Source organism: Halovenus anhuiensis, assembly GCF_037080055.1.
Classification (GTDB): domain Archaea; phylum Halobacteriota; class Halobacteria; order Halobacteriales; family Haloarculaceae; genus Halovenus.
The window spans coordinates 197,480-219,165 of record NZ_JBAOJI010000007.1; the positions used below are offsets into that span (position 1 = coordinate 197,480).

16 protein-coding genes are annotated in these 21,686 nt (G+C 62.4%); 6 read left to right on the forward strand and 10 right to left on the reverse strand.

Features of this window, described 5'->3' with window-relative positions:
• Positions 1-8 precede the first annotated feature (8 nt).
• Entirely contained in the window at positions 9-1,151 is a 1,143-nt protein-coding gene (locus tag V8P86_RS15980) for an ABC transporter ATP-binding protein (RefSeq protein ID WP_336328283.1), read from the reverse strand.
• Between the two features lie 192 nt (positions 1,152-1,343).
• Here V8P86_RS15980 and V8P86_RS15985 point away from each other — a divergent pair, with 192 nt between their 5' ends.
• The 4 genes from V8P86_RS15985 to V8P86_RS16000 all read left to right on the forward strand — a co-directional run bounded on the left by V8P86_RS15985 (position 1,344) and on the right by V8P86_RS16000 (position 7,435).
• Positions 1,344-2,498, forward strand: coding sequence for a thiolase family protein (locus tag V8P86_RS15985; protein ID WP_336328284.1), 1,155 nt, complete (start codon positions 1,344-1,346; stop codon positions 2,496-2,498).
• Complete coding sequence (locus tag V8P86_RS15990; protein ID WP_336328285.1) at positions 2,495-2,881, forward strand: Zn-ribbon domain-containing OB-fold protein; 387 nt, start codon at positions 2,495-2,497, stop codon at positions 2,879-2,881. The genes V8P86_RS15985 and V8P86_RS15990 overlap by 4 nt, the downstream gene beginning before the upstream one ends.
• A 94-nt stretch (positions 2,882-2,975) precedes the next feature.
• Complete coding sequence (locus tag V8P86_RS15995) at positions 2,976-4,916, forward strand: hybrid sensor histidine kinase/response regulator (RefSeq protein WP_336328286.1); 1,941 nt, start codon at positions 2,976-2,978, stop codon at positions 4,914-4,916.
• A 128-nt stretch (positions 4,917-5,044) separates the two neighbouring features.
• Positions 5,045-7,435, forward strand: a complete 2,391-nt coding sequence (locus V8P86_RS16000; RefSeq protein WP_336328287.1) for a methyl-accepting chemotaxis protein — start codon at positions 5,045-5,047, stop codon at positions 7,433-7,435.
• 18 nt (positions 7,436-7,453) lie between these two features.
• Here the strand turns inward: V8P86_RS16000 and V8P86_RS16005 are convergent, their stop codons facing one another.
• The 4 genes from V8P86_RS16005 to lonB form a co-directional block, all read right to left on the reverse strand.
• The gene (locus V8P86_RS16005; protein ID WP_336328288.1) at positions 7,454-7,882 is read right to left on the reverse strand and encodes a dCTP deaminase/dUTPase family protein; all 429 of its coding nucleotides are present in this window, start codon (positions 7,880-7,882) and stop codon (positions 7,454-7,456) included.
• A 65-nt stretch (positions 7,883-7,947) separates the two neighbouring features.
• On the reverse strand, positions 7,948-8,973 hold the full coding sequence (locus tag V8P86_RS16010; RefSeq protein ID WP_336328289.1) for a zinc ribbon domain-containing protein: 1,026 nt from the start codon (positions 8,971-8,973) through the stop codon (positions 7,948-7,950).
• Positions 8,974-9,034: 61 nt separating this feature from the next.
• Positions 9,035-9,994, reverse strand: coding sequence for a CPBP family glutamic-type intramembrane protease (locus V8P86_RS16015; protein ID WP_336328290.1), 960 nt, complete (start codon positions 9,992-9,994; stop codon positions 9,035-9,037).
• Between the two features lie 2 nt (positions 9,995-9,996).
• Complete coding sequence (gene lonB / locus V8P86_RS16020) at positions 9,997-12,237, reverse strand: ATP-dependent protease LonB (RefSeq protein WP_442909414.1); 2,241 nt, start codon at positions 12,235-12,237, stop codon at positions 9,997-9,999.
• 165 nt (positions 12,238-12,402) lie between these two features.
• Between lonB and V8P86_RS16025 the strand changes: the two genes are divergently transcribed.
• On the forward strand, positions 12,403-12,906 hold the full coding sequence (locus tag V8P86_RS16025; protein WP_336328291.1) for a nicotinamide-nucleotide adenylyltransferase: 504 nt from the start codon (positions 12,403-12,405) through the stop codon (positions 12,904-12,906).
• A 118-nt stretch (positions 12,907-13,024) separates the two neighbouring features.
• The gene (gene dnaG, locus V8P86_RS16030; protein ID WP_336328292.1) at positions 13,025-14,482 is read left to right on the forward strand and encodes a DNA primase DnaG; all 1,458 of its coding nucleotides are present in this window, start codon (positions 13,025-13,027) and stop codon (positions 14,480-14,482) included.
• Positions 14,483-14,499: 17 nt separating this feature from the next.
• Here the strand turns inward: dnaG and V8P86_RS16035 are convergent, their stop codons facing one another.
• From V8P86_RS16035 to V8P86_RS16055, 5 genes are all read right to left on the reverse strand, one after another.
• Complete coding sequence (locus tag V8P86_RS16035; RefSeq protein ID WP_336328293.1) at positions 14,500-14,937, reverse strand: GNAT family N-acetyltransferase; 438 nt, start codon at positions 14,935-14,937, stop codon at positions 14,500-14,502.
• A 2-nt stretch (positions 14,938-14,939) separates the two neighbouring features.
• Complete coding sequence (locus V8P86_RS16040; protein ID WP_336328294.1) at positions 14,940-16,280, reverse strand: DUF92 domain-containing protein; 1,341 nt, start codon at positions 16,278-16,280, stop codon at positions 14,940-14,942.
• A 63-nt stretch (positions 16,281-16,343) separates the two neighbouring features.
• A complete protein-coding gene (locus V8P86_RS16045; RefSeq protein WP_336328295.1) occupies positions 16,344-17,096 on the reverse strand; it encodes an SIR2 family NAD-dependent protein deacylase in 753 nt (250 codons plus the stop codon).
• Positions 17,097-17,137: 41 nt separating this feature from the next.
• The gene (locus tag V8P86_RS16050; RefSeq protein WP_442909416.1) at positions 17,138-18,025 is read right to left on the reverse strand and encodes a DUF368 domain-containing protein; all 888 of its coding nucleotides are present in this window, start codon (positions 18,023-18,025) and stop codon (positions 17,138-17,140) included.
• Between the two features lie 334 nt (positions 18,026-18,359).
• Positions 18,360-21,635, reverse strand: coding sequence for an oligosaccharyl transferase, archaeosortase A system-associated (locus V8P86_RS16055; RefSeq protein ID WP_336328297.1), 3,276 nt, complete (start codon positions 21,633-21,635; stop codon positions 18,360-18,362).
• Positions 21,636-21,686 lie beyond the last annotated feature (51 nt).

Sequence of the window (21,686 nt, forward strand, 5' to 3'; positions counted from 1 at the left end):
ACGTATCCCTACTCGGTCGGATACCACGCGAGTTCGTGGTCGGCGGTGATCGAGATGCTGACTGGCTGGCCGTGCTCGAATGTTTCGACGTGGTTGTGGAGACAGCGAAGGGTGGTTTCCCCCTCCAGTTCGACACCGTAGACGAAGTTCGGGCCGTTGTACTGGCGGTGGACGATTTCGCCGTCGGCCATCGTCTCGTTGGCGGGGAGGGCTTCGAGATCGTCCGGACGAACGAGAATGTCGATCTGTGCGCCGTCGTAGGCGTCGACAGGACCGTTGAGCTGTGCCGTTTCGAGTTGTTCGAGTTCCGTCTCGACCGTGTCACCACGGACCCGGCCGGTGAGGAAACTCGCCCGACCGAGGAAACTCGCCACGAACCGTGACTCGGGGTTCTCGAAGACCAGTTCGGGCTTGCCGACCTGTTCGAGGTGACCGTCGTTCATGATCGCCACGCGGTCCGAAATCGACAGCGCCTCCTCCTGATCGTGAGTCACCGAGATGGCGGTCACACCGGCTTCTTTGAGAATCCGCCGGACTTCCTGTCGCATGTCGATCCGCAGGCGAACGTCGAGATTCGAGAACGGCTCGTCGAGCAAGAGAATATCCGGCTCCGGAGCCAGCGACCGGGCCAGCGCGACTCGCTGCTGCTGGCCGCCGGAGAGTGCCTCCGGGTACTTATCGCGGTGTTCGTCGAGGTCGACCAGTGCCAGCAGTTCGTCGAGTCGCTGTTGCTGCTCTTCGGACTCCCAGTCGTCGATCCCGAAGGTGATGTTCTCGCCGACTGTCAGGTGCGGAAAGAGCGCAAACTCTTGGAAGACCAGCCCGACGTTTCGCTCCTCCGGTGGGACAGCCGAACTGCCGTCGGCGACTGTCTCACCGGCAATTCGCACCTCTCCGCCGGTCGGCTGTTCGAGTCCGGCGATCATCCGAAGCGTGGTCGTCTTGCCACACCCCGACGGACCCAGAAGCGTCAGCAACTCGCCCCGATCGACCGATAGCGAGAACTCCTCGACGGCCGTTTCGATACCGTACTCCCGGGTTAGCCCGTCGAGTTCCAGTACCGTCTCGCCGGTTGTCGTCTCCTCGTCGGTGTGCCAGCCGATTGCCGGCTGGTTAGTCCGAACGCGTTGATCGAGTTTCTGTCCAGACATTGTCAACAGATCCCGTCTCTGTCACGACACAGTCGGCCACGACGACGCAATAATCCTCCGACGTGAGTCCAGAGACGCATTATCTACCTGATCTTTTTAGGCGAACCAAAAGTATCTATCGGTTGTTCTCAAAGCCTCGCACTCCCGTCGCCCCACCGAAACCGACACAATCCCGGGATGAGAGGTGTGGATATGGACGTTGCAGTACTTTCCGCATCGATGACCGACTTCGGCGAGCGCGACGCGTGGATTCAGGAACTGCTCGCCGAGGCCGCGCTGGACTGTCTCGATAGCACAGGAGCGACCCCGGAAGATGTCGAGCACCTCTACGTCTCGAACATGGCCAGCGGCGAGTTCGAGGGCCGAACCGGCGTGATGAACGCCCTCGCTGCCGACATCGGTGCCACGCCCGCGTACGCACAGCGAGTCGGCCAGACCTCCGCCTCCGGCGGTGCCGGGTTGTACGCCGCCTGGCAATCGATCGCGTCCGGGGCGAGCGAGATGACACTGCTGGTCGGCGGCGAGAAGATGACGCACACGACGACCGGCGACTCTTCGGATATCATCGCCTCGCTCACGCATCCGGTCGAGTACAGCCACGGCGTCACGCTGCCCTCGTTTGCCGGACTCACCGCGCGGCGCTATCTCGACCGCTTCGACGTGCCCCGTGATAGTCTCGCCGAAGTCGCGGTCAAGAACCACGGCAACGCTGTCGACAACCCGAGAGCGCAGTTCCACAAAGAGATCACCGTCGACGAGGCGATGGACAGCCCCGTCGTCGCCGACCCGCTTCGACTCTACGATTACTGTCCAGTGACCGACGGCAGCGCGGCGCTGCTGTTCTGTCCAGTCTCGGTCGCCGAGCAGTACACCGACGAGTACGTCGAACTGACCGGCGTCGCCGGCGCGAGCGACACGCACGTCGTCCACGAGCGCGAGGATCCGACGTGGATGGGTGCAGTCGCCGAGAGCGGCCGGCAGGCCTTCGAGATGGCCGACTGCGAGCAGAGCGATATCGACGTGATGGAACTACACGATATGGTCACACTGCTCGAACCGCTGGAACTGGAGGCGCTCGGCTTCGCAGAGCGAGGCGAGGGCTGGCGGTTCGCCGTCGAAGGGAAAACCCAGCGCGACGGTGAGTTGCCGGTCAATACCTCCGGCGGGTTGAAGGCCCGCGGTCATCCACTCGGTGCAACCGGCGTTGCACAGGCCGTCGAAATCTACGAGCAGTTACTCGGCGAGGCTGGCGACCGGCAGGTCGAGGCGTCCCGTGGCCTGACCTGCAACGTCGGCGGCTTTGGCAACTGCGTCACGACCGCCATCTTCGAGGAGGGATCAGCATGAGCGGACGTACGGCGGACGACGGCCTGCTCGCCTACGAGTGTCCGAACGGCCACCTGACCTACCCGGACCACGCCCGCTGTCCCGACTGCGGCGAGGCACAGACCGACACCGTGGACCTCTCTGATCGCGAGGGTGAAGTCCTGACGTGGACGACAGTCGGCGCATCACCGACCGGTGTTCGCGAACCGAATACGCTCGCGATAGTTGAATTCACGCTCGGAGATCGATCGGTTCGAGTCATCGGCGGCACCACAGACGAAGTCAGCATCGGCGATACCGTCGAACCGATTTTCGTCGACGAACTCCGGGATCCCGACGCCGGCATCCGAGTCAGGGAGACCCAATCGTGGAGCGGCTATCGGTTCGAACCGGTCAAACAGTAGCAGAAACTGGCGATCTGTTGGCCTCGTCGTCCTCGTTTTCCGGTCGAATACTTATGTGAATGGCTCAACTACATCCCTAGAAATCGACGACAACATGAACGTGCTCTCAGATACCGTCCACGTTCTCCACGTGGACGACGAACCAGACTTCGCGGAGATGGCCGCGACGTTTCTCGAACGTGAAAACGAGCAGTTCGTTGTCGAGACGGCGACCGCCGCGAGTGAGGCCCTCGATTACGTCACGGAAAACCACGTGGACTGTATCATCTCCGATTACGACATGCCCGACCAGAACGGCATCGAGTTCCTCGAAGCCGTCCGCGAGGAGTGTCCCGGACTTCCCTTCATTTTGTTCACCGGGAAAGGCTCCGAGGAGATTGCGAGCGATGCTATCTCGGCGGGTGTCACCGACTACCTTCAGAAAGAATCCGGAACGAGCCAGTACGCCGTGTTGGCCAACCGGATCCAGAACGCCGTCGAGGCGTTTACTGCCCAGCGTGAGCGCCAGCGACACCTCGACGCGATCGAAACGTCACAGGAAGGGATCGCGATCCTCGATGACGGACGGTTCAGATACGTGAACGAGGCGTACGCCGACCTCTACGGTTACGACCCAGAGGAGATGATCGGCGAACACTGGGAGCTGATCTACCCCGACGAGGATGTCCCGAGGGGATACAACGAAATTATTCCGGAGGTGAAGGAGACGGGCAACTGGCAGGGAAAGACGACAGGGCTCCGGGCGGACGGCAGCACGTTCATCGAAGACCATGCCCTCTCGATGACCGACAGTGGGGAACTGGTCTGTACCGTTCGAGATATTACCGACCGCGAGCAACAGCGCAAGCAACTCGAAGAGACGACGGCGCGTCTCGAACTCGCAGTCGAGGGGGCGAATATCGGCGTCTGGGACTGGGATACGCGGACCGACGACGTCCAGTTCAACGAGAAGTGGGCGGAGATGCTCGGCTATTCGCTGGATGAGATCGATCCCACTCTCGACACGTGGGAACAGCGCGTCCACCCGGACGACTTCGACGACGCGATGGAAACGTTACAGGCCCACCTCGACGGAGAGACGGAGTACTACGACAGTGAATACCGGATGCAGACGGCTGCTGGCGAGTGGAAGTGGATCCGTGACATCGGCCGGGTCGTCGAACGGGACGAGGCGGGTGATCCGGCCCGTGCAGTGGGTATCCATCTCGATATCGACGAACGCAAACAGCGTGAACAGGAACTCGAACAGGAGAAACAGCGACTGGAGGAGTTTACCGGTGTCGTTTCCCACGACCTGCGGAACCCGCTGAAAGTCGCGAGCGGGCGGATCGAACTCGCACGGACGGAGTGTGACAGCGACCATCTCGACGATGCGGAAGCCGCACTCGGCCGGATGGAGGAACTACTCGATGATCTGCTCCGACTGGCACGGAGTGGTGACCAGATCGACGAGGTGGTCTCGATCGATCTCGAAACGATCACCGAAGACTGCTGGCGGAACGTCGAAACTCCCGAGGCGACGGTTGTGGCCGCCACCCAACGGTCGATTCGAGGAGACCGAAGTCGAGTGAGTCAACTGTTCGAGAATTTGTTCAGGAACGCCGTGGAGCACGGTTCCACGAACCCTGACTCGCAGGCTTGGGAGAACGCCGGAAGCGAAGCTTCCGAGGACGCCGTGGAGCACGGCTCCACGAGCCCTGACTCGCACACTCGTCAGGACGCCGGAAGCGAGGCTTCCGAGCCCTCGGTCGCTGACGCTCCCGAGGACGCCGCGGAACACGGCGAATCTGACGTAACCGTCACCGTGGGCGAACTGGACGACGGATTCTACGTCGAAGACGACGGGCCGGGGATCCCCGACGAGCACCGGGAAGATGTGTTCGATACCGGATACTCGACCTCGACGGACGGAACTGGCTTCGGACTATCGATCGTGAACCAGGTCGTCAACGCTCACGATTGGACGATCGAGGTGACCGACGGCTCCGACGGCGGCGCGCGGTTCGAGATCACCGGCGTCGAGTTCGATAGCTAACTCAGGTTGCCGATACGGGACTCAGCAACCAGACTCGGCGGCACCGATCTCCGCAATAAATATCCATCGGTATCAAAACCGAAAATTCAGCGGTCAGTTTCTTACTCCCCCATATTCAGCGTCTCCGTATGAGCGATGAGACTCCGCCAGACGCCTCGAAGACGAGTCGCCTCCGCCGTGGATACGACGTTCTCCGCGGGAGATATCTCTTCAAGATCGCTGCCTTGGTCCTCGTCGTTACCGTCCTGTTGCTCGGTGCCGGATTCGTCGGCTACACACAGACCGCAGCCAGCGTCGAAGACCAGGCCGAACAGAATATGCTCTCCTCCGCAGAGCGAGAAGCCGATGGACTCGATAGCTTCATCGACGACATGAACGGTGATGTCGTCTCGATGTCGAGCAAGAGTGTGTACGCCGAGGGATCGAACGAGGAGATCCGGAGCAGTTTGATCGAGGATCTCTCGCTGTTTCCCGATTCGGCCCAGGCCGCACATCTCTACGATATGAATTCTGGCGAGATTGTCGTCAGTACGGATCCCTCGCAGGAAGGGATCGTCATCTCCCGGCAGGATCGCTCCTGGGCCGTCGCCTCGGATCAGTTCGAAGGCCCCGCCGATGTCCGTTCGTTCGAGCCATACGAGTACCAGGGACGGCAGGAACTCGGCTTCGTCAGCCCGCTGCCGGACCACCCAGATAAGGCCATCGTCGTCACTGTCAATCTGGAAGCGCGCAGCGAGCGGCTGACGTCGCCGGTCGATGACGGCGTGATCGAAGTCGTCACACGGCGATCCGGGCTGGTCACCCTCGCACCCGAACTCGATCAGATTCTCACCGAGTACTTCCTCGCCGACGAACTGCAGCCCTTCCACGAGCTAGCTTCCGGTGAGTCCCGCGTCGAGACTGCTTCCGTCGGCGAGACGGATGTGATGCAGGCTGATTCTGCGCTCGTCACGACCGTCGCCCTCGAAAACAAAGACTGGGCTGTCGCCGTCGCCGCGCCGGAGAGTACGGTCTACGCAACCTCAGACGATGTGGGACAGAATCTGCTCGTCTTGATCGTGCTATCCGCCCTCGGACTAATTGCTCTCGGTGCCGTTGTCTCGCGGGATATCTCGAACACTGTCGAACGTCTCTCTGGCTACGCCGAGGAGATTGAACAGGAGAATCTCGATGTCGACATCGATCGTTCACGGGCCGACGAATTTGGAGAACTCTCGGAGTTACTGGCCCGCATTCGCGATTCACTCACCGAACAGATCGAGAAAGCAGACCGGCAGGCCTCGCAAGCACAGGACGCAAAACGGGAGGCCGAGCAGGCACAGGCGGACGCCAGGGAGGCCAAAGAACAGGCCGAGCAGTTCAGCGAGGCACTGCAGGAGGAGGCCAGCCGGTTCGGAGCGCAGATGCAGCGAGCAGCGGACGGTGATCTCACTCAGCGACTCGAAAGCCGGACCGACAGCGAGGCACTGGCCGAAATCGCAGACTCGTTCAACGAGATGATGGCCGATCTGGAGCGGACGATCCGGGATCTGCAGTCGTTCGCACAGGAGGTCGCAGTCGCGAGCGAGGAAGCCAACGCTGGCTCTCAGGAGGTCAAACAGGCAAGTCAGGAGGTCAGCGAAGTGATTCAGGAGATCGCAGGCAGCGCCGATCAGCAGCGATCGAAACTCCGGCAGGTCTCCGAGGAGATGACGACCCTCTCTGCAACCATCGAGGAAGCAGCCTCGACTGCCCAGACCGTCGCTCGAACGTCCGAGGAGACTGCGACGGTCGCCTCGGAGGGTGAAGCGACCGCTCAGGAGGTAATCGAGGAGATGGAGACGGTGCAGGATCGCATGGCCACGACCGTCGATAACGTCGAACGACTCGACGAGCAGATGGATCAGATCGACGATATCGTCGAGTTGATCGGTGAAATTGCCGAGCAGACGAATATGCTCGCGCTGAACGCCAACATCGAGGCCGCCCGCGCTGGCGACGGCGGGGACGGCGACGGCTTTGCGGTCGTCGCCGACGAGGTCAAACAACTGGCCGGAGAGACCCAGGACTCCGCCGGCGAGGTCGCACAACTCGTCGAGGAGGTCCAGGCGCAGACCGAGACGACCGTCGCGGAGATCCGAACGGCCGAACAGCAGGTCGAGCAGACGACCGATTCGGTCTCTGAGGCAGTCGACGCATTCGTCAGGGTCGCTGAGAACGTCGACGAGACGGACGACGGCGTCCAAGAGATCAGCCAGGCAGCCAACGATCAGGCACAGACCACGGAGGAGGTTGTGAGTATGATCGACGACGTTGCCGACATCAGCACGACGACTGCCGACAACACTGAAGACGTTTCGGCGGCCGCCGAAGAGCAGGCGTCGTCGATGACACAGGTCACCTCGAACGTCGAATCTCTCGCCGAGCAGGCCGAACAGCTACAGGCGAAAATCGACCGGTTCGAGGTCGGGTCGGCCGCGACCGACGACTCGAAACCCACGGCAGTCAGCGACGGCGGTGACGGCGACCGCCCGGAGTGACGCCGGCGTCTCGAATCCCTACGCCCGCTCGGCCGTGACGAGCGTCGACACGCGAGCGTTCTCTTTGAGTCTGAATCCCGCTCCGCCGACCGACAGCGGCACGCGAGGCAACGTCGTCACCGACAGTGTCGGATGTGCTGCTCCGCGTTCGAGCAGGTCCGTCCGCGTCTGCACCGTGAACGCCATGTCCGACCCGGTGAGCGATTCGTTGTATTCGATGAGATACTGTCCGGCGTCGAGATGCCACCACTCGTAGTCGTCCTCTGGGTCGCGTTTCTCGCTGTCGTGTGGCGTCGTCTCTGCCGGTTCGAGTTCGCCGCCGCCGAAGTCGACGCGACCGGGTCCCGTAATCTCGTACACCTCCGAAACCGTCAGGTCGAATCCCCGCCCTTCCGTCTGCGTCGGTTCGTGGACGATACCGTCGAGAAACTGCGCGTACTCGACCATATTCGATCTGTGTCGTGAGCACAGATAACAGTGAGGCCGCTCCGAACCGATAGGTCCGGGATCTATCAGGCGTCCTGTTCTCGATCAGTTCTCTCTGCGGTCGCGTCTTCCGTCGTGGTTCTGTCGTCCGGACCGCTGGTTCGGAGGCGGTCGAGTTCCCGTTCGATTTCGTCCGTGAACGCTTCGTCGTCGATATCGATTTCGTCGTTCACTCCCCTGCTCGATTCAGTACCGTAGGTCGTGTCGACACTCTGGCAGTCCTCGCAGTAGTAGTTTTCACCGTTTTCCATCGTGTACAGTGGGACTCCGGCGACAGCGTACACCTGCTTGTAGTCTCGGACGACTCCGTCGACGACCCGCGAGCCACAGACTGCACAGGGGCGATCCGTGTGCTGGACGTATCGCTTCTTGACCGTCTCGGTCGGGCCGAACGTCGTCGGCGCGTGTCGGTCCCGAATCCGTCGTCTGGCCGGCGGCAGCATGTACAGGCCGACGAGCCCTAACGTCAGTCCCAACAGCGAGGGGACGAACGAAAGCCCGGTCGTGACGATCATGAGGAATCCGAGGACGAGCAAGACCAGCGCCCCGGCAAACTGCCCTATCGACGTTCGTATCTGGCCAGTTTCCGTGCTTGTCCCCGCTTTTGGATTCTGTGGGTCGAGCACCTCGTAGTCCTGTCCGCTCGCCCGGAGCGCGACGCGGGTCGGATTGATCGAGTAGTGATACCACGCGTAGAAGAGATTCCCGATCCCAGCGGTGAACAGCAACAGGACGATGTGGATCCAGATCGAGCCGATCCCCCTGTCGGCAAGTACGACCTCGTCATGGCCGTCGTACTCGATATCCCAACCGTTGGTGACGAGAAATCTGATCCGCCTGCGAAACGCCTCGATGTCGTCGCGCTGGCGGTCAGTGGCGGCCCGTCCGGAGTTGGTCGCCCGCTCGCTCGTCCGTTCGCTGGTCTCTGCGACTTCCCGCAGCGCCGCGAGATCGTGGCCGCAGTGGATGCAGTATTCGTGGTCAGGGTTGGCGCTATTCCCGCAGTTGGGACAGAACAACCCCGAACCATCGGTGCGAGCGGGACCACCCATCGCACGTGTAGTTGTCACCCGGACAATAAATATGCTGCTCTGCGTCGCCCGACCTGAAACCCTACCCCGGCGTCGAAATCCCGTCCAACTCGATGTCGAGATACTCGTGGACGAAAAACTCCGCGGCGTTGACGACGTAGTGGGCGACGACCACGAGCAGGAGGCTTCCGGAGAGGACGTACCCCGCCGCGAGGACGAACCCGAGCAGTCCGGTCACGACGACACCGACCCGGCCCTGTGCGCCGTGCCCGAGCGCGAAGGCCAGCGACGAGAGGACTGCGAGCAGCCACGGCGAGAGGCCGAAACTCGCTGCCGGGACGCCGATCAGCGCCGCCCGGAAGAGCAGTTCTTCAGAGATTGCGATGATCGGCAAGACGCCCCCGAACAGCAGCAGCCATCCGCCGGGCGACTCCGGCGCGAGCAACTCTCTGACTCCCTCGTCGTAGGCTGCTCCGACCGCATCGGCAATCGTCGTCGAAATCTCGTTGCCGATCCACAGCAGCACGCCGAAGGCGACCCCGATTCCGACCGCGGGGAGGCCGGTCGAGAACGGATCGGCCGTGACGCCGAACGCCTCGGCGGGAATCGCGAAGTACCACCCCGCTGCGAGGACGATTCCCGCGATCAGTCCCTGCGTGACGGCGACGTTCGCGATCACCATCGCTGGCGTCAGTTCGATCTCCTGCGGCTGACTCTGGACAGGCGTCTCGGGCGCTGGCCGTCCGACGGGAGCGAGATCGGTCGACTCCGGTGGGGCCTCCGCGGTCGACACCGCCGTCCTCGGCGTTTTGTCGACACTCGTGGCTGTCGGTGCGTCAGGTTCGTGCCGTCCGGGTGATTCGGCGGCCGTCGTGTCCTCGGTCCGTCGGGACTCGAACTGTTCCGCCTGGTCGTCGGTGTCGGCGAGTTCGATCGTCCGGTCCTCGCTCGACTCCAAGAGGTCTTGTGACTGTCGGGCGACGTAGAGTAATCCAAGCGTCACGAGCACTGCAACGACAGAAAAAGCGAGCGGCTGGGCCACGCTTACTGCGGGCTTGGGCTGCCGCCGGGGCCGACATCACGGTCGAGCGCACGACCGGTGATCGATTTGAGTCGGTCGACCAGCGAGTCCTTCTCGGGTTCGCCGGCCAGCGCGACTTCGAGCACCTCGGAGATGTGCGAAACCGGGATGATCTCGACCTGTTCTTTGTACTCTGGCTCGATCATCACGTCCTGCTCGTTCGCCTTCGGGATGATGATCTTGTCGATGCCCGATTTCGCGGCGGCCTCGATCTTGTGCGTGACGCCGCCGACGGGCAGCACGTCACCGCGGACCGACAGCGAGCCAGTCATAGCGACGTTTTGCTCGACGGGAATCTCTTCGAGTGCGCTGATTACCGCCGTTGCGACGGTGATGGAAGCGGAGTCGCCGTCGACCCCGCCCTCACCGACCTGAACGAACTGGATGTGGATGTCCTTCTCCGAGATGTCCTGATCGGAGAACTTCTTGATGATGGCGGAGACGTTCTCCACGGCTTCCTCGGCCATCTCCTTGAGTTGGCCGGTTGCGATCACCTGACCGGGACCCTGCGACGGCGCGATTTCGGCCATCACGGGGAGGACGATTCCGGAGTCTTCGCCCATGACCGCCAGCCCGTTGACCCGGCCGACGGCACCGCCCTCGTTGACGGTGAGTTCGTAGTCCTTCCGGCGCTCGATGTACTCGTCGGCCAACTGCTGCTCGATGGAGCGCGAGCGGCCTTTCGCCTGCAGCACGTCTTCGCGCTCGGTGTTGTCTTTGCCCTCTGCGCGGGCGATATCCCCGGCAACCCGGACGAGGCCACCGAGGTTTCGGAGTTCGAGCGTGAGGTGGTCCTTCCGCCCGGCACGACGCTGGGCTTCAAGGATAATCTCCTCCATCGCATCCCGCGTGAAGTCGGGCAGACGACCGTCTTTCTCGACTTCTTGGGCGACAAAGCGGGCGTACTTCCGGCGCATCTCTGGCGTGTCGTCGATGGTGTCGTCCATGTACACCTCGTAGCCGTAGCCTTTGATCCGCGAGCGTAGCGCCGGGTGCATATTCTCCATGGCGTCCATGTTCCCCGAAGCCACCATGACGAAGTCACAGGGCACGGGCTCGGTCTGGACCATCGCACCCGAGGAACGCTCGGACTGGCCCGTGATCGAGAACTCGCCCTCCTGAATTGCTGTCATCAGCTTCTGCTGCGAGCGGATGTCGAGGGTGTTGATCTCGTCGATGTAGAGGACGCCCTTGTTGGCCTTGTGGATCGCACCAGGCTCAACACGGTCGTGGGAGGGCGTCTCCATGCCGCCGGACTGGAACGGGTCGTGTCGAACGTCGCCCAGCAGCGCACCGGCGTGGGCACCCGTCGCGTCCTCGAACGGCGCGGTCTGCTGGTCTGCGGTGTTGACCAGCAGGTTCGGCACCATCGCGTCGTTGCCCCGGGAGATGTACCGGAAGGCCAGATAGATGATCCCTGCAGCGAGGATGCCGAGCAGAATCTGCCCGACGATGATCAGGGCGTAGCCCAGAATGAGGGCGATGATGATCCACATGATCACCGTTCGCATCTGGTTGCGCTTGCGGGCTTCCTCTTTGTGGGCTTCGACGATCTGTTCGCCTTTCCCCGCTGGCACGGTCCGAACTTTTGGCTCGTTGCCGTCGTCGGGGTTGTGATAGACAAGTACGTCCTGTAGCTCCTCTTTTGGGAGGAGTTGGCTCATTGCCTTCGCGAGCATCGACTTCCCGGTCCCGGGTGAGCCGATCATCATTACGTGGCGGCGCTGTTTGGCCGCCTTCAGAACGATATCGCGGGCGTGGTCCTGCCCGATCACCTGGTCGACGAGTCGCTCGGGAACGCTAATCTCGCTCGAACTGTCGACTTTGAGACCGCCGAGAAGGTCTTCATCTTCGACCTCCTCGTTGATCTCCATATCTTCGTCGACATCGCTTCCCAGCGCCTCGTCGAGGGGGTTTTCTTCTTGTTCGGATACGCTACCAGCGTCGTCGGGACTCGGTTGGTCGATTTCCGAGGCCGGACCCTCGCCCGGAACCCGAATACGTTGCTCGTCGTCCATCTCCGACTGCTCACCGCCGTCGGCGGGAGCCTCGTCGCTGGCTGGCTGGTCAGTCTCCGCCTCGCCTTCGGCCTCGGCCCCGTTGCTGTCGGCCGCCGGCCTGGCGGACTCATCGGAGTCCGACTCAGCCGCCTCGTCGGCGTCCATTTCCCGGTCGGTATCCGGGACATCTGATTCCTTGCTCATACAAACGTTGCTATGTTTTTTGGAAAGGGCTGTCGACTGATATACTTTCTCCCCGATATCACGGCCGCGAACGATAAAATGGGCAGCAGAGGCGGTATACGGCGGGAATAGCTACTGGTGTCGAACACCGACCATTCTTATAATCAGCGTCCAAACGGCATGCAAATGGCTCCCTTCCGAGGCTGTCTGATCGGCCGGTTCCAACCGTTTCACAGCGGGCATCTCAGACTCGTCGAACGCATTGCAGCGGATGTCGACGAACTGGTAATCGGCATCGGCAGTGCCGACGCGTCTCACACCCGGCGTAATCCGTTCACGGCTGGTGAACGTGTTATGATGATCCGCAAGACGCTGGAATCATACGATATCACCGATTACGTCGTCCCGATCGAAGATCTCGAACGGAACTCTGTCTGGGTCAGCCACGTCAAGAGCATGGCCCCGGAGTTCGACGTTGCGTACTCGAACAATCCACTCGTCGTCCGACTCTTTTCCGAGGCCGGAATCGAGGTCAGACAGACCGAGATGTTCGACCGTGAGGATCTGAAAGGGAGCGAAATTCGCCGGCAGATGATCGACGACGGCGACTGGCGACAGCACGTTCCCGAACCCGTCCAGGACGTGATCGAAGAGATCGACGGCGTCGGCCGACTTCGGGAGATAGAGTGACGGCGGCGTCGGGGCTGTCGATTCTCCGCAGCCAGTCCCGCCACTTATATGACTGTACCGCTCCTAGGTCCTGCTATCACAGCCGTGCGATCTGATCGTCCGACGAGGGAAACTGCGTATGCCACATTCAGCAAAGTACGTCATTCACGCGGATATTCGCACCAGCGGAGTCGTCGAGCGCAGCGACGTCGTCGGCGCTATCTTCGGGCAGACCGAAGGACTGCTCGGGGAGGATATGGACCTGCGGGACCTGCAGGACGCCTCGAAGGTCGGCCGGATCGACGTCGACATCGAATCTGAGGGCGGCCGTTCGTTCGGCACGATCCAGATTGCAAGCGGGATGGACCGCGCCAAGACGGCCGTCCTCGCCGCGGCACTGGAGACCATCGAACGCGTCGGCCCCTGCCGGGCGAACTGCTCGATCATCAAAATCGAGGACGCCCGCGCCGCCAAGCGCCGCGAGATTGTCGACCGCGCGACGGAACTGCTCGCGGCCTTCGAGGACGAACAACTCACCAGCGAGCGACTCGTCGAGGAGGTTCGCGAGCGCGTGCGGGAGTCGGAACTGACCGAGTACCGCGACTTTCCCGCTGGCCCACGTGTCGCCGACAGCGACGCGATCATCGTCGTCGAGGGTCGCGCGGACGTACGGAAACTGCTCTCGGTCGGCATCAAAAACGCCATCGCCGTCGAAGGGACAGACGTGCCAGAGGAAATCGCCCGACTCACACAGGACCGGACGACGACGGCCTTCCTCGACGGTGACCGCGGCGGCGACCTCATCCTCCGGGAACTCGCACAGGTCGGAAACATCGATTACGTCGCCTTCGCTCCACGGGACCGTTCAGTCGAGGATCTGGATCGCGGTGCGATCATGGCCGCGCTCCGCAAGAAACTCCCCTACGAACAGATCGAAGACGGAACGACACCACGGGAGACGTTCGCTCCGACTGACGGCGGAACCGTCACTGACGACGCGACGCCCAGCGAGGATCGGATCCCGGAGCCATCGAGCGATATCGATCCCGACGCTGACAACGGAGCCGAGACGGACCCAGCGGTCGGGCAGTCGCCGCCAGATCCAAGCGACGCGGACTCGTCGACAGAGACAGAATCGACCGGCGGGCCGACAGAGACACACCCGGAACAGACGACTCACGCAGAAAACGGCTCGCCGACAGCAGTCGAGTCAGCCGAGCGCGCAGATTCGGCTCAGGAAGAATCCGAACGAACTGATTCGGCCGGTGAACAGGACGAGTCGGCGGCGGAGACGGCACCGAAAACGCTCGGCGATCACGTCGCCGATATCGTCGAGGCGGGATCCGGAAACGTTCGACTGCTCGATTCAGAGTTCTCGTCGCTGGCCGAGACCGACGCCGACGATGCGTTCGAGGCTATCGAGACGGCCGAAGAGACGGCTCATACCGTCGTTCTCGACGGAAGCGTCACACAGCGGCTGGTCGACATCGCTGCTCAGCGCGGGGTCGGGCAGATCATCGCCGCCGAGACCGGCGAATTCGTCAAACAGCCAGCCAGCGTCCGTGTTCACGCAGCCGACGAGATCGAGTTGAACTGACTGCGTCGAGAGCCAGATCACTCTAGCGCCGTCAGGTCCCGAGCGAGCAACAGTCCTGCGCCGCTTTCGTACTCGTCGTCCAGTCGTTCACAGACCTCGAACTCGTGTTGTCCGTAGAATGCTCTCACCTCCTCGTCGACAGCCTGAACCGTCAACACGAGTCGTTCGTATCCTTCTGTCCGCTGATCTCGCGAGATGGTCTCGATGAGTGCCGAGCCGTATCCCTGCCGTTGTTCGTCGGGGTCGACCGCCAGTTCCGTGAGATAGGCGGTCTCCTCGGGGCCAGGCATGACGATGGCGTAGCCGACCGGGCGATTTTCGAGAGCGGCGAAAAGCGGTGGAAAGCCGCTCAGCGCCGCGTCAAGTATCTCTGGCCACGGTTCGGGCAGGGCAGCCTGCTGGATCTCCCGGAGTCGATTACCGTCGACTGTCGTCGTCTGTCTGATCTGGACCATCGTTACAGTGAGAGGCCGGCGGTCGCTGCGATTGCCGCCCCGGCGAGAGCAGCGGCCAGCGTCGCGAGGAAGTTCACGCCCTGATTCCCGCAGAGCCAGCCTTCGATCGTCGCGCCCAGCAGGCTGTCGACGGTCATGCCGACGACGCCCGCGGCGACGATTGCGCTGGCAGCGACCGCAGTGATGCTGTCGAAGGCGACGAAGGCGATCAGGGCGACGATTGCTGCGCCGCAGGCACCGACGACCTCTCCCTGCCACGTCACGGCACCATCAGTTCCGGGTTCGACGACCCGCAGCGTGGTAATCAGTCGTGGCTTGTCGAACAAGCCACCGATCTCGCTCGAGAGGGTATCGGCCAGTGCTGCGCCGACGGCGCCGGCGAAGGCGAAGAAAAACACCGCTTTCGGGACGCCGATCTGTTGGCTGGCTGCCGCGCCGACGACGGCGAATAGCGCCACCAGCGAGTTCGCGAGCACGTTGCCGGTCCCGCGTGCCCCCTCGTTTTCCTCGGCGATGCCGCGGTCGAGTTTACGGTCGTATCGGTACTTCGATGCCAACCCGCCGATGCCGAAGAAGGCGATCAGCATGGCGAACCAGCCGTAACTACCCAGGACGATCGTCAGCAATCCGAGCAGGACGCCGGTCAACATGCCCGGCAGCGATGCGGTATCCAGCGCGAAGGAGGCGTAGCCGAGCACGATCGTGACCGCGAGGGCGACGGCGATCCGGACCGTCGTGATTTCGACCGGCAGTGCGCCGAGAAACCACAGGAGCAATGCGGCCGAGACCATCACGAGTACGTCGTCACGTTTGAACAGCGCTTCCCGCAACAGCGCTGCGAGCAGGCTCCCGCTGGCGGCTAAAAACGCGACCACCTGCCACTCGACTGTCTGTCCGGTGAGTCCAGCCGCGAGCAGCTGTCCGGCACTTCCCGCGAGAAAGCCGCCGCCGACGAACCCAGCCGTCGCGCGGAACGGATCGCCCCACCGGTGTCGACAGCCCTGTCCGGCGAGGTTGCCGACCGACAGCAGCAAGACGGTTCCGACGTAGATCGGTACCGGAAGGCCGAACTCGACGGCCAACACGGCGGTTCCGGCGGCAGCGAGTGCGAATCCAGCCAGCCCGTACAGCGCCCCGTCACGGCGGTCCCCTGGCCGGGCGAACAACTCGAACAGCACTGTATCCGGCTTGATGACGAGCGCGGCGGCGGCGACGATCAGAAAGGGTCCGATCGCGAGCACTGTCGCCACCGCCGGCTCACCGATGCCCTCCACGAACGGAACGGCGAAGGCGAGTAGACTCACCAGCGCAAACGCCGCGGCTCGTCGGACCGGCCCTGTCACTACAGCGGGGTATTGCCGACCGGCACTTACGTTTTCCGAACCCATCGTCACGTTCTGCTCCGGTCAGGCTGTCTCGATTGCGTCCCGAACCGCGGGGAGGACCTCCGTTACGTCGCCACGAATGTCGAACTCGGCGTTGTCGGAGACGGGTGTCTCCTCCAGATTGACGATCCCCAGCGTCGAGCCAGTTCGGGTTGCGATCCGCGGGAGTGAGGCCGCCGGTTCGACGGTCAGCGACGACCCGATTGCGAGCAGCACGTCGGCCTCTCGGGCCTGTTCTTTGGCTCGCTGGAGTGTCACTTTCGGTAGCTGCTCGCCGAACAGCACCGTATCCGGCTTCAACACGCCGCCGCAGGCCGGACACTCCGGGGGAAGCTGTCTGTCGTCGATCTGCTCGCGGGCGAGTTCGAGTGGCTCCGTTTGTCCGCAGCCCTCGCAGGCCACACGCTGGCCGTTCCCGTGTATCTCGATCACTGACGAGCCAGCGGTCTCGTGCAACCCGTCGACGTTCTGTGTGATGACTGTCTCCAACTGGCCTGCCTCCTCCAGCGCGGCCAGTGCGTCGTGAGCACCGTTTGGTTCGATGTCGTCGCCGAACACTTCCTCGTACAGGTCGATGCGCTTCTCCCAGAACGACGCGGGATCGGCCCTGAAATTGCTGTAGTGAAACTCCGAGGGGTCGTACTGATCCCAGATCCCGCCTTCGCTCCGGAAGTCGGGAATTCCCGAGGCCGTGCTGACGCCGGCCCCCGTGAAGGCGACTGTCGACTCCGCATCGGCAATCGCCCGGGCGATAGCCGTAATTTCCTCGTCCATACTCTGTTGTGGGCTCGCAGCCATCAAAGGCGTTTTGACGCTCAATACGCGAGGTCTGCGGTCGAGTAGTCCAGCACGAACACGAGTCCAGCCCCGACGACGGCGGCGACGGCGACGACGGCCGCCCCCACAGGAGTTGGCTCCGTCACGGCAGCGACTTCGAGCACCGGCAGGCGGAGCGATCCGACCATCAGACTCACGAGAAAGGCGAGCGTCGCTCGCCGGTAGTTTCCGAGTGCCCACCGAACTGTGTAGGCGACAGTGAACACGCCGACGGCCGCCCCCGAGAGAAACACCACAATCCGGACGCCGTCCTGCACGAGCGACGCCGTCACCCCATCACGCCCCAGCGCGATTAGCCCGTCGACGAACCCGTTCAGTGTCGCCGTCATCATCTCGTACTGCCCGAGCAACAGCAGGATAAACGCACCGGAGATGCCCGGCAGGAGCATCCCGCTGATCGCGACAGAGCCAGCGACGAAGATAACCGGCAGCGAACTCGGCACGCCGCCCTGTCCCGAGATACCGGCGATTGTGAACGCAATCGCGAACCCAGCGACCGCAGCGAGGATCTGACGAGGCTGCTGGAGCCACTCGCGCTCGCCGAGGATGACTGCCGAGGCACCGATCAGTCCGAAAAAGAAGGCATAGGTCGGTCCCGGAATCGTTTCCAGCGCGAACTCGACGACGCGCGCAAGGAGGATGACCGCCGTCGCCATCCCGCCGCCCAGCGCCAGCAGAAACGGCACGTCCATCCGGCGGAGCTCATCGAACAAGTCCGCCCGACCCGACGGCTGATGGAGCGATGGGAGATGTCTCAGAACGATGGGATCGAGGGCGGTCAGCGCGGCGATCAACCGCTCGTAGATGCCGACGATCAGCGCGATAGTTCCGCCGGAGACGCCCGGGACGGCGTCTGCACTGCCCATCGCGAGACCCTTCGCGTAGACGATCAGCCACGACCGAAGCCCGCTGCCTGCGGTTTCGGTCCGTTGTTTTCCCTCTGTAGCAGGTCCGGTCTCGCCGTCGACCGTGTCGGTGTCGGCTGTCATCGCTCACCTTCGTGCGCCGCTTCGTGGCTTCTCGATCGCGTCTCGGGGTTCGGACTGGCTTGCTCTGATCGGCTCAGTACGGTCTGGTCTGGAAATCTCGACAGCGACCGCAGCAGTCGGTGGACGTTCGGGTGCTCCACGCTCGTTTGGTGCTTTTGTGTTCCCTTCGTTAATCAGTTCGTGTCGACGCGCTCGAAAAACGTGCTCGCGTTCAACTACCGACGTTGTTCTCGACGTCTGCAGTGAACTCGTCAACGCTGTTCGTGTCGACGATGAGACTCGGCTGGTTCGGCTCGGGCGTGTAGCTGAGTTCGACGGATTCGCCGGCCTCGATCGATCGGTTGAGTGAGACCGTCACTGTGGCGTCGTTCTCGCCCTCGGTCACGCCAGTCACTTCGACGGTCTCGCCGTCGGCAGTCACGTTGGTGTCGGCGATTGCTCGCTGCTCGTTGGCGACGGAGGTCGCGTTCCCGAATTCGAGCGTGATTTCGTCGGCAGGATCACTGACCGACGACGACTGGAGGTCGACAGACTCGTTTCCGCTGTCGGGGGCTTCCCGTTCGAGTTCGGCCGTGATCGGCTGGCTATCTGCGGTGACGACTGCCTCCTCGGACACGTCGACCGTGTCGCTGAACTGGGTCTGTCCGTTCTCGCCGCCGAAGCCAGTGATCTGATAGCTCCCGTTCGCGCGGGCGCTGACGTTCGTGTGACCGTCGTCGACACCGATGTCGTCGTAGCCCGTCGTCGAGTACGGGACCGTCGTACTGAACTCGCCGTTCTCGTCAGTCTGGACGCGCTGTGTGTACTGGAACTCGTTTCCGTTGGCTGGCTTGATCGGGACCGAGACGGTCACCGTCCCGTTCTCCGGTCCGTTCTCGCCTTCGATGGTCGCTCCCGGAACGCGCTCGAAGGTTTTGACCCACGCGGGATTGCTTCCCTGGACTGCCTGCTGGGCGCGCTGGAGCGCCAGTTGCTGTGCGATCTGTTGCTGCTGTTCACCGTCGCCGAACCGGCCCTCGAACCGTTGTTGGTATGCGCCGATGATCCCGGAGTTGCGGATATCTCGGGCCGTCACCGCCGATCGCGCGAAGCTGACACCATTGTTTGCCAGTTCTTGTGCGTTCTCGCTGTCCTGAGACGGAATCGCCGACGTTTCGCTCATGTGGACGACCCGGAAGTGTTCGAGCGCTTCGACTCGCTCTTCGGGGAGCAGTCCGATGCCCCCGACCTGTCGAGTCTCGGATTCGGACGCCCACTCGCGAGCCTCTTCGACGCTACCGAACGACCGGACGGGTTGCTGGTCGCCGCCAACCCGTCGTTCCGTTCCGATCGCATCTGGGGCCCGGGAACTCCCGTGATAGTGATACAGTCGGGTGAGCATCGAGTCGTAGTACCGCTGTGAATGGGCGATCATCTGGGTCTGCCGGAACAGCTGCTGGCCCGACGTGATCTGCTCTGCGTTCGGGTTGACCAGCCGCTGATAGAAGTCAGAGGTCTCGTAGTCGGGATGGAAATCCGTCGGTGCGAAGTACTTCCCGCCGACCTGTCCCTCGGTTTCGGCCATCTGCCAGTCGACCATTACGTACTGGGTTTCGGCGTTGTCGTTCTCGTCGAACTCGTCTTCGAGCGTCGAAAGCGCTTCAGATTCGTTCTGTGCGAGCAGGAACTCCGCAGCCGGACGGGCACCTTGCTGGAACGGGTTCGCGTTCGGAATCCGCTCGGCGCGGTTCGTGATCCAGTGACCGTAGTCCCACCACGAGAGGACGCCGTAAGCTCCGTTGGAATACTCGTAATCGTCCGTCCTCTCGTACGTCCCCATGTACTCGATCGGCTCGCCATCTGGGTTGTTGTACTGTCCGGGTTGGGGCGTGTTCTCCTCCATCCACTGGAGGCTCTGGTCCCAGACGATCACGTTACCCGGCTGGCTCAGGTTATCGGCCCGCTGCTGTGCTGTACTGTCGACACTCACGTCGACGCCGCCGACCGACAGTCCGATCAGTGGCACGAATATCACCATCACGATCACCAGGACGGTAAACACCTGATAGGTCTCGATCGTGAAGTCGTCGGTATCCGGCGTTCCGATCATCTTGACCAGGAAACCGGCAAAAATTGCGTTGAGTGCGCCGACCGGAACCGTGAGGTAGTAGCCGAATCGGGTCTGCGTGAGCGTCGCTGCCACCATGAACAGCGTCCAGACGACGACCAGCAACTGCTGGCTCTCGGGCTCTCGCTTGAACTGTCGACCGAGGACAATCAGACCACCGATCGCCGCGGTGACGATCGCCAGCCCGTATCGCTGGTAGAAGTACTGCTGGGGGTCCTCCGGCGGCTGTGCTTCGCCGATGGTCCCGGCGGCGGTCCCCGGCGACGTAACGAACCCGAAGACACGATCGATCTGACTGTAGAAGAAATCAAACAGCCCTGGGAGTGCGAGGGCAACGACGACCGTTCCGACGACCAAAATCCCGCCGACGATTCCCGGATACGCCGCCCGAGAGAGATCACGGTCCTCGACTTCTCGGGAGAGCCACGCGAGGAAGACGAGTCCGGCGACGACGAGGAACGCCAGTCCTGGCTGGACGAGCGAGCGACTCGCGACCGCAACCTCGAACGTCCGGAGTGAGCTCAACTGCAGAATTCCTGCCGTCGCAATGCTGATAATCCCGACAAATGCCGTGTGTTCCGGACTGCGTCCGCGGACGTGTTCCAGTGAGAGGTGGATCGTGAAAAAGACCGCGAGGATGCCGAACAACCAGGCGCCGGGCGGCCATGACCAGAGATACATCGACATCGCGATGCCGGCCAGCAGTGACCAGCCGACCGTTCCCCGGAGTGTCGAGATGTCTCCGGCTGCAAGCAGTTCATATACGGGTTTTTCTTTCTCGGCAGCCGAGAGGGCAACCATCACTCCGAGCACCGAGAGCGCCATGAACAGCGCCTCTGCAGAGTGGTGTTGGGTGTGTCCGGCGAGTGTCATCTGGAGCAGTCGATCCGGTGCGAAGGCGATGAGTCCGACGGTGATCAGCCCCCCGAACCGGCCGCCGAGTCGTCGACCGATCAGATACGCCGGCAGACAGATCGCAACCGCAAACAGGGGTGGGGCGAGCAAGACGACGTGATCGAGGAGTCCACTACTCGGTGAACCCAGCCCCAAAATGAGGGCGATCAGCGCGATGATCTGATCGAACAGGGCCCCAAACTGTCCCGTCGCGGTTCCGTACGGGAAGAAGGTCCACGGGTCGTACGGCATCGTCCCGAGGAAATTCTCCGTGGCGTATTCCACGGAGCGGTGGTTGTACCACGGGTCGTTTCCGCTGTAATACACCTGTCCATCGTAGACAAAATTCGACCAGTTACGGATCCGATTCCAGAAGACGAAGCCGATCAACACGATGAGGACCGGGTACTGATAAAACTCCGTGAGCCAGTCCACCACGGCCTCCGTCTCGGAATCGTTTGCCAGCTGATCCCGCCAGTTGCTCATTAGCAGATGACAGAAGCAGTGTGCGCATAAGCCTTATGTAATGTGCCGAGG

Excerpts from the sequence above, each read along its gene's own strand:
- V8P86_RS15980 (WP_336328283.1), bottom strand. The coding sequence starts at position 1,151 with ATGTCTGGACAGAAACTCGATCAACGCGTTCGGACTAACCAGCCGGCA.
- V8P86_RS15985 (WP_336328284.1), top strand. The coding sequence starts at position 1,344 with ATGGACGTTGCAGTACTTTCCGCATCGATGACCGACTTCGGCGAGCGC.
- V8P86_RS15990 (WP_336328285.1), top strand. The coding sequence starts at position 2,495 with ATGAGCGGACGTACGGCGGACGACGGCCTGCTCGCCTACGAGTGTCCG.
- V8P86_RS15995 (WP_336328286.1), top strand. The coding sequence starts at position 2,976 with ATGAACGTGCTCTCAGATACCGTCCACGTTCTCCACGTGGACGACGAA.
- V8P86_RS16000 (WP_336328287.1), top strand. The coding sequence starts at position 5,045 with ATGAGCGATGAGACTCCGCCAGACGCCTCGAAGACGAGTCGCCTCCGC.
- V8P86_RS16005 (WP_336328288.1), bottom strand. The coding sequence starts at position 7,882 with ATGGTCGAGTACGCGCAGTTTCTCGACGGTATCGTCCACGAACCGACG.
- V8P86_RS16010 (WP_336328289.1), bottom strand. The coding sequence starts at position 8,973 with ATGGGTGGTCCCGCTCGCACCGATGGTTCGGGGTTGTTCTGTCCCAAC.
- lonB (WP_442909414.1), bottom strand. The coding sequence starts at position 12,237 with ATGAGCAAGGAATCAGATGTCCCGGATACCGACCGGGAAATGGACGCC.
- V8P86_RS16025 (WP_336328291.1), top strand. The coding sequence starts at position 12,403 with ATGGCTCCCTTCCGAGGCTGTCTGATCGGCCGGTTCCAACCGTTTCAC.
- dnaG (WP_336328292.1), top strand. The coding sequence starts at position 13,025 with ATGCCACATTCAGCAAAGTACGTCATTCACGCGGATATTCGCACCAGC.
- V8P86_RS16035 (WP_336328293.1), bottom strand. The coding sequence starts at position 14,937 with ATGGTCCAGATCAGACAGACGACGACAGTCGACGGTAATCGACTCCGG.
- V8P86_RS16045 (WP_336328295.1), bottom strand. The coding sequence starts at position 17,096 with ATGGACGAGGAAATTACGGCTATCGCCCGGGCGATTGCCGATGCGGAG.
- V8P86_RS16050 (WP_442909416.1), bottom strand. The coding sequence starts at position 18,025 with ATGGGCAGTGCAGACGCCGTCCCGGGCGTCTCCGGCGGAACTATCGCG.
- V8P86_RS16055 (WP_336328297.1), bottom strand. The coding sequence starts at position 21,635 with ATGAGCAACTGGCGGGATCAGCTGGCAAACGATTCCGAGACGGAGGCC.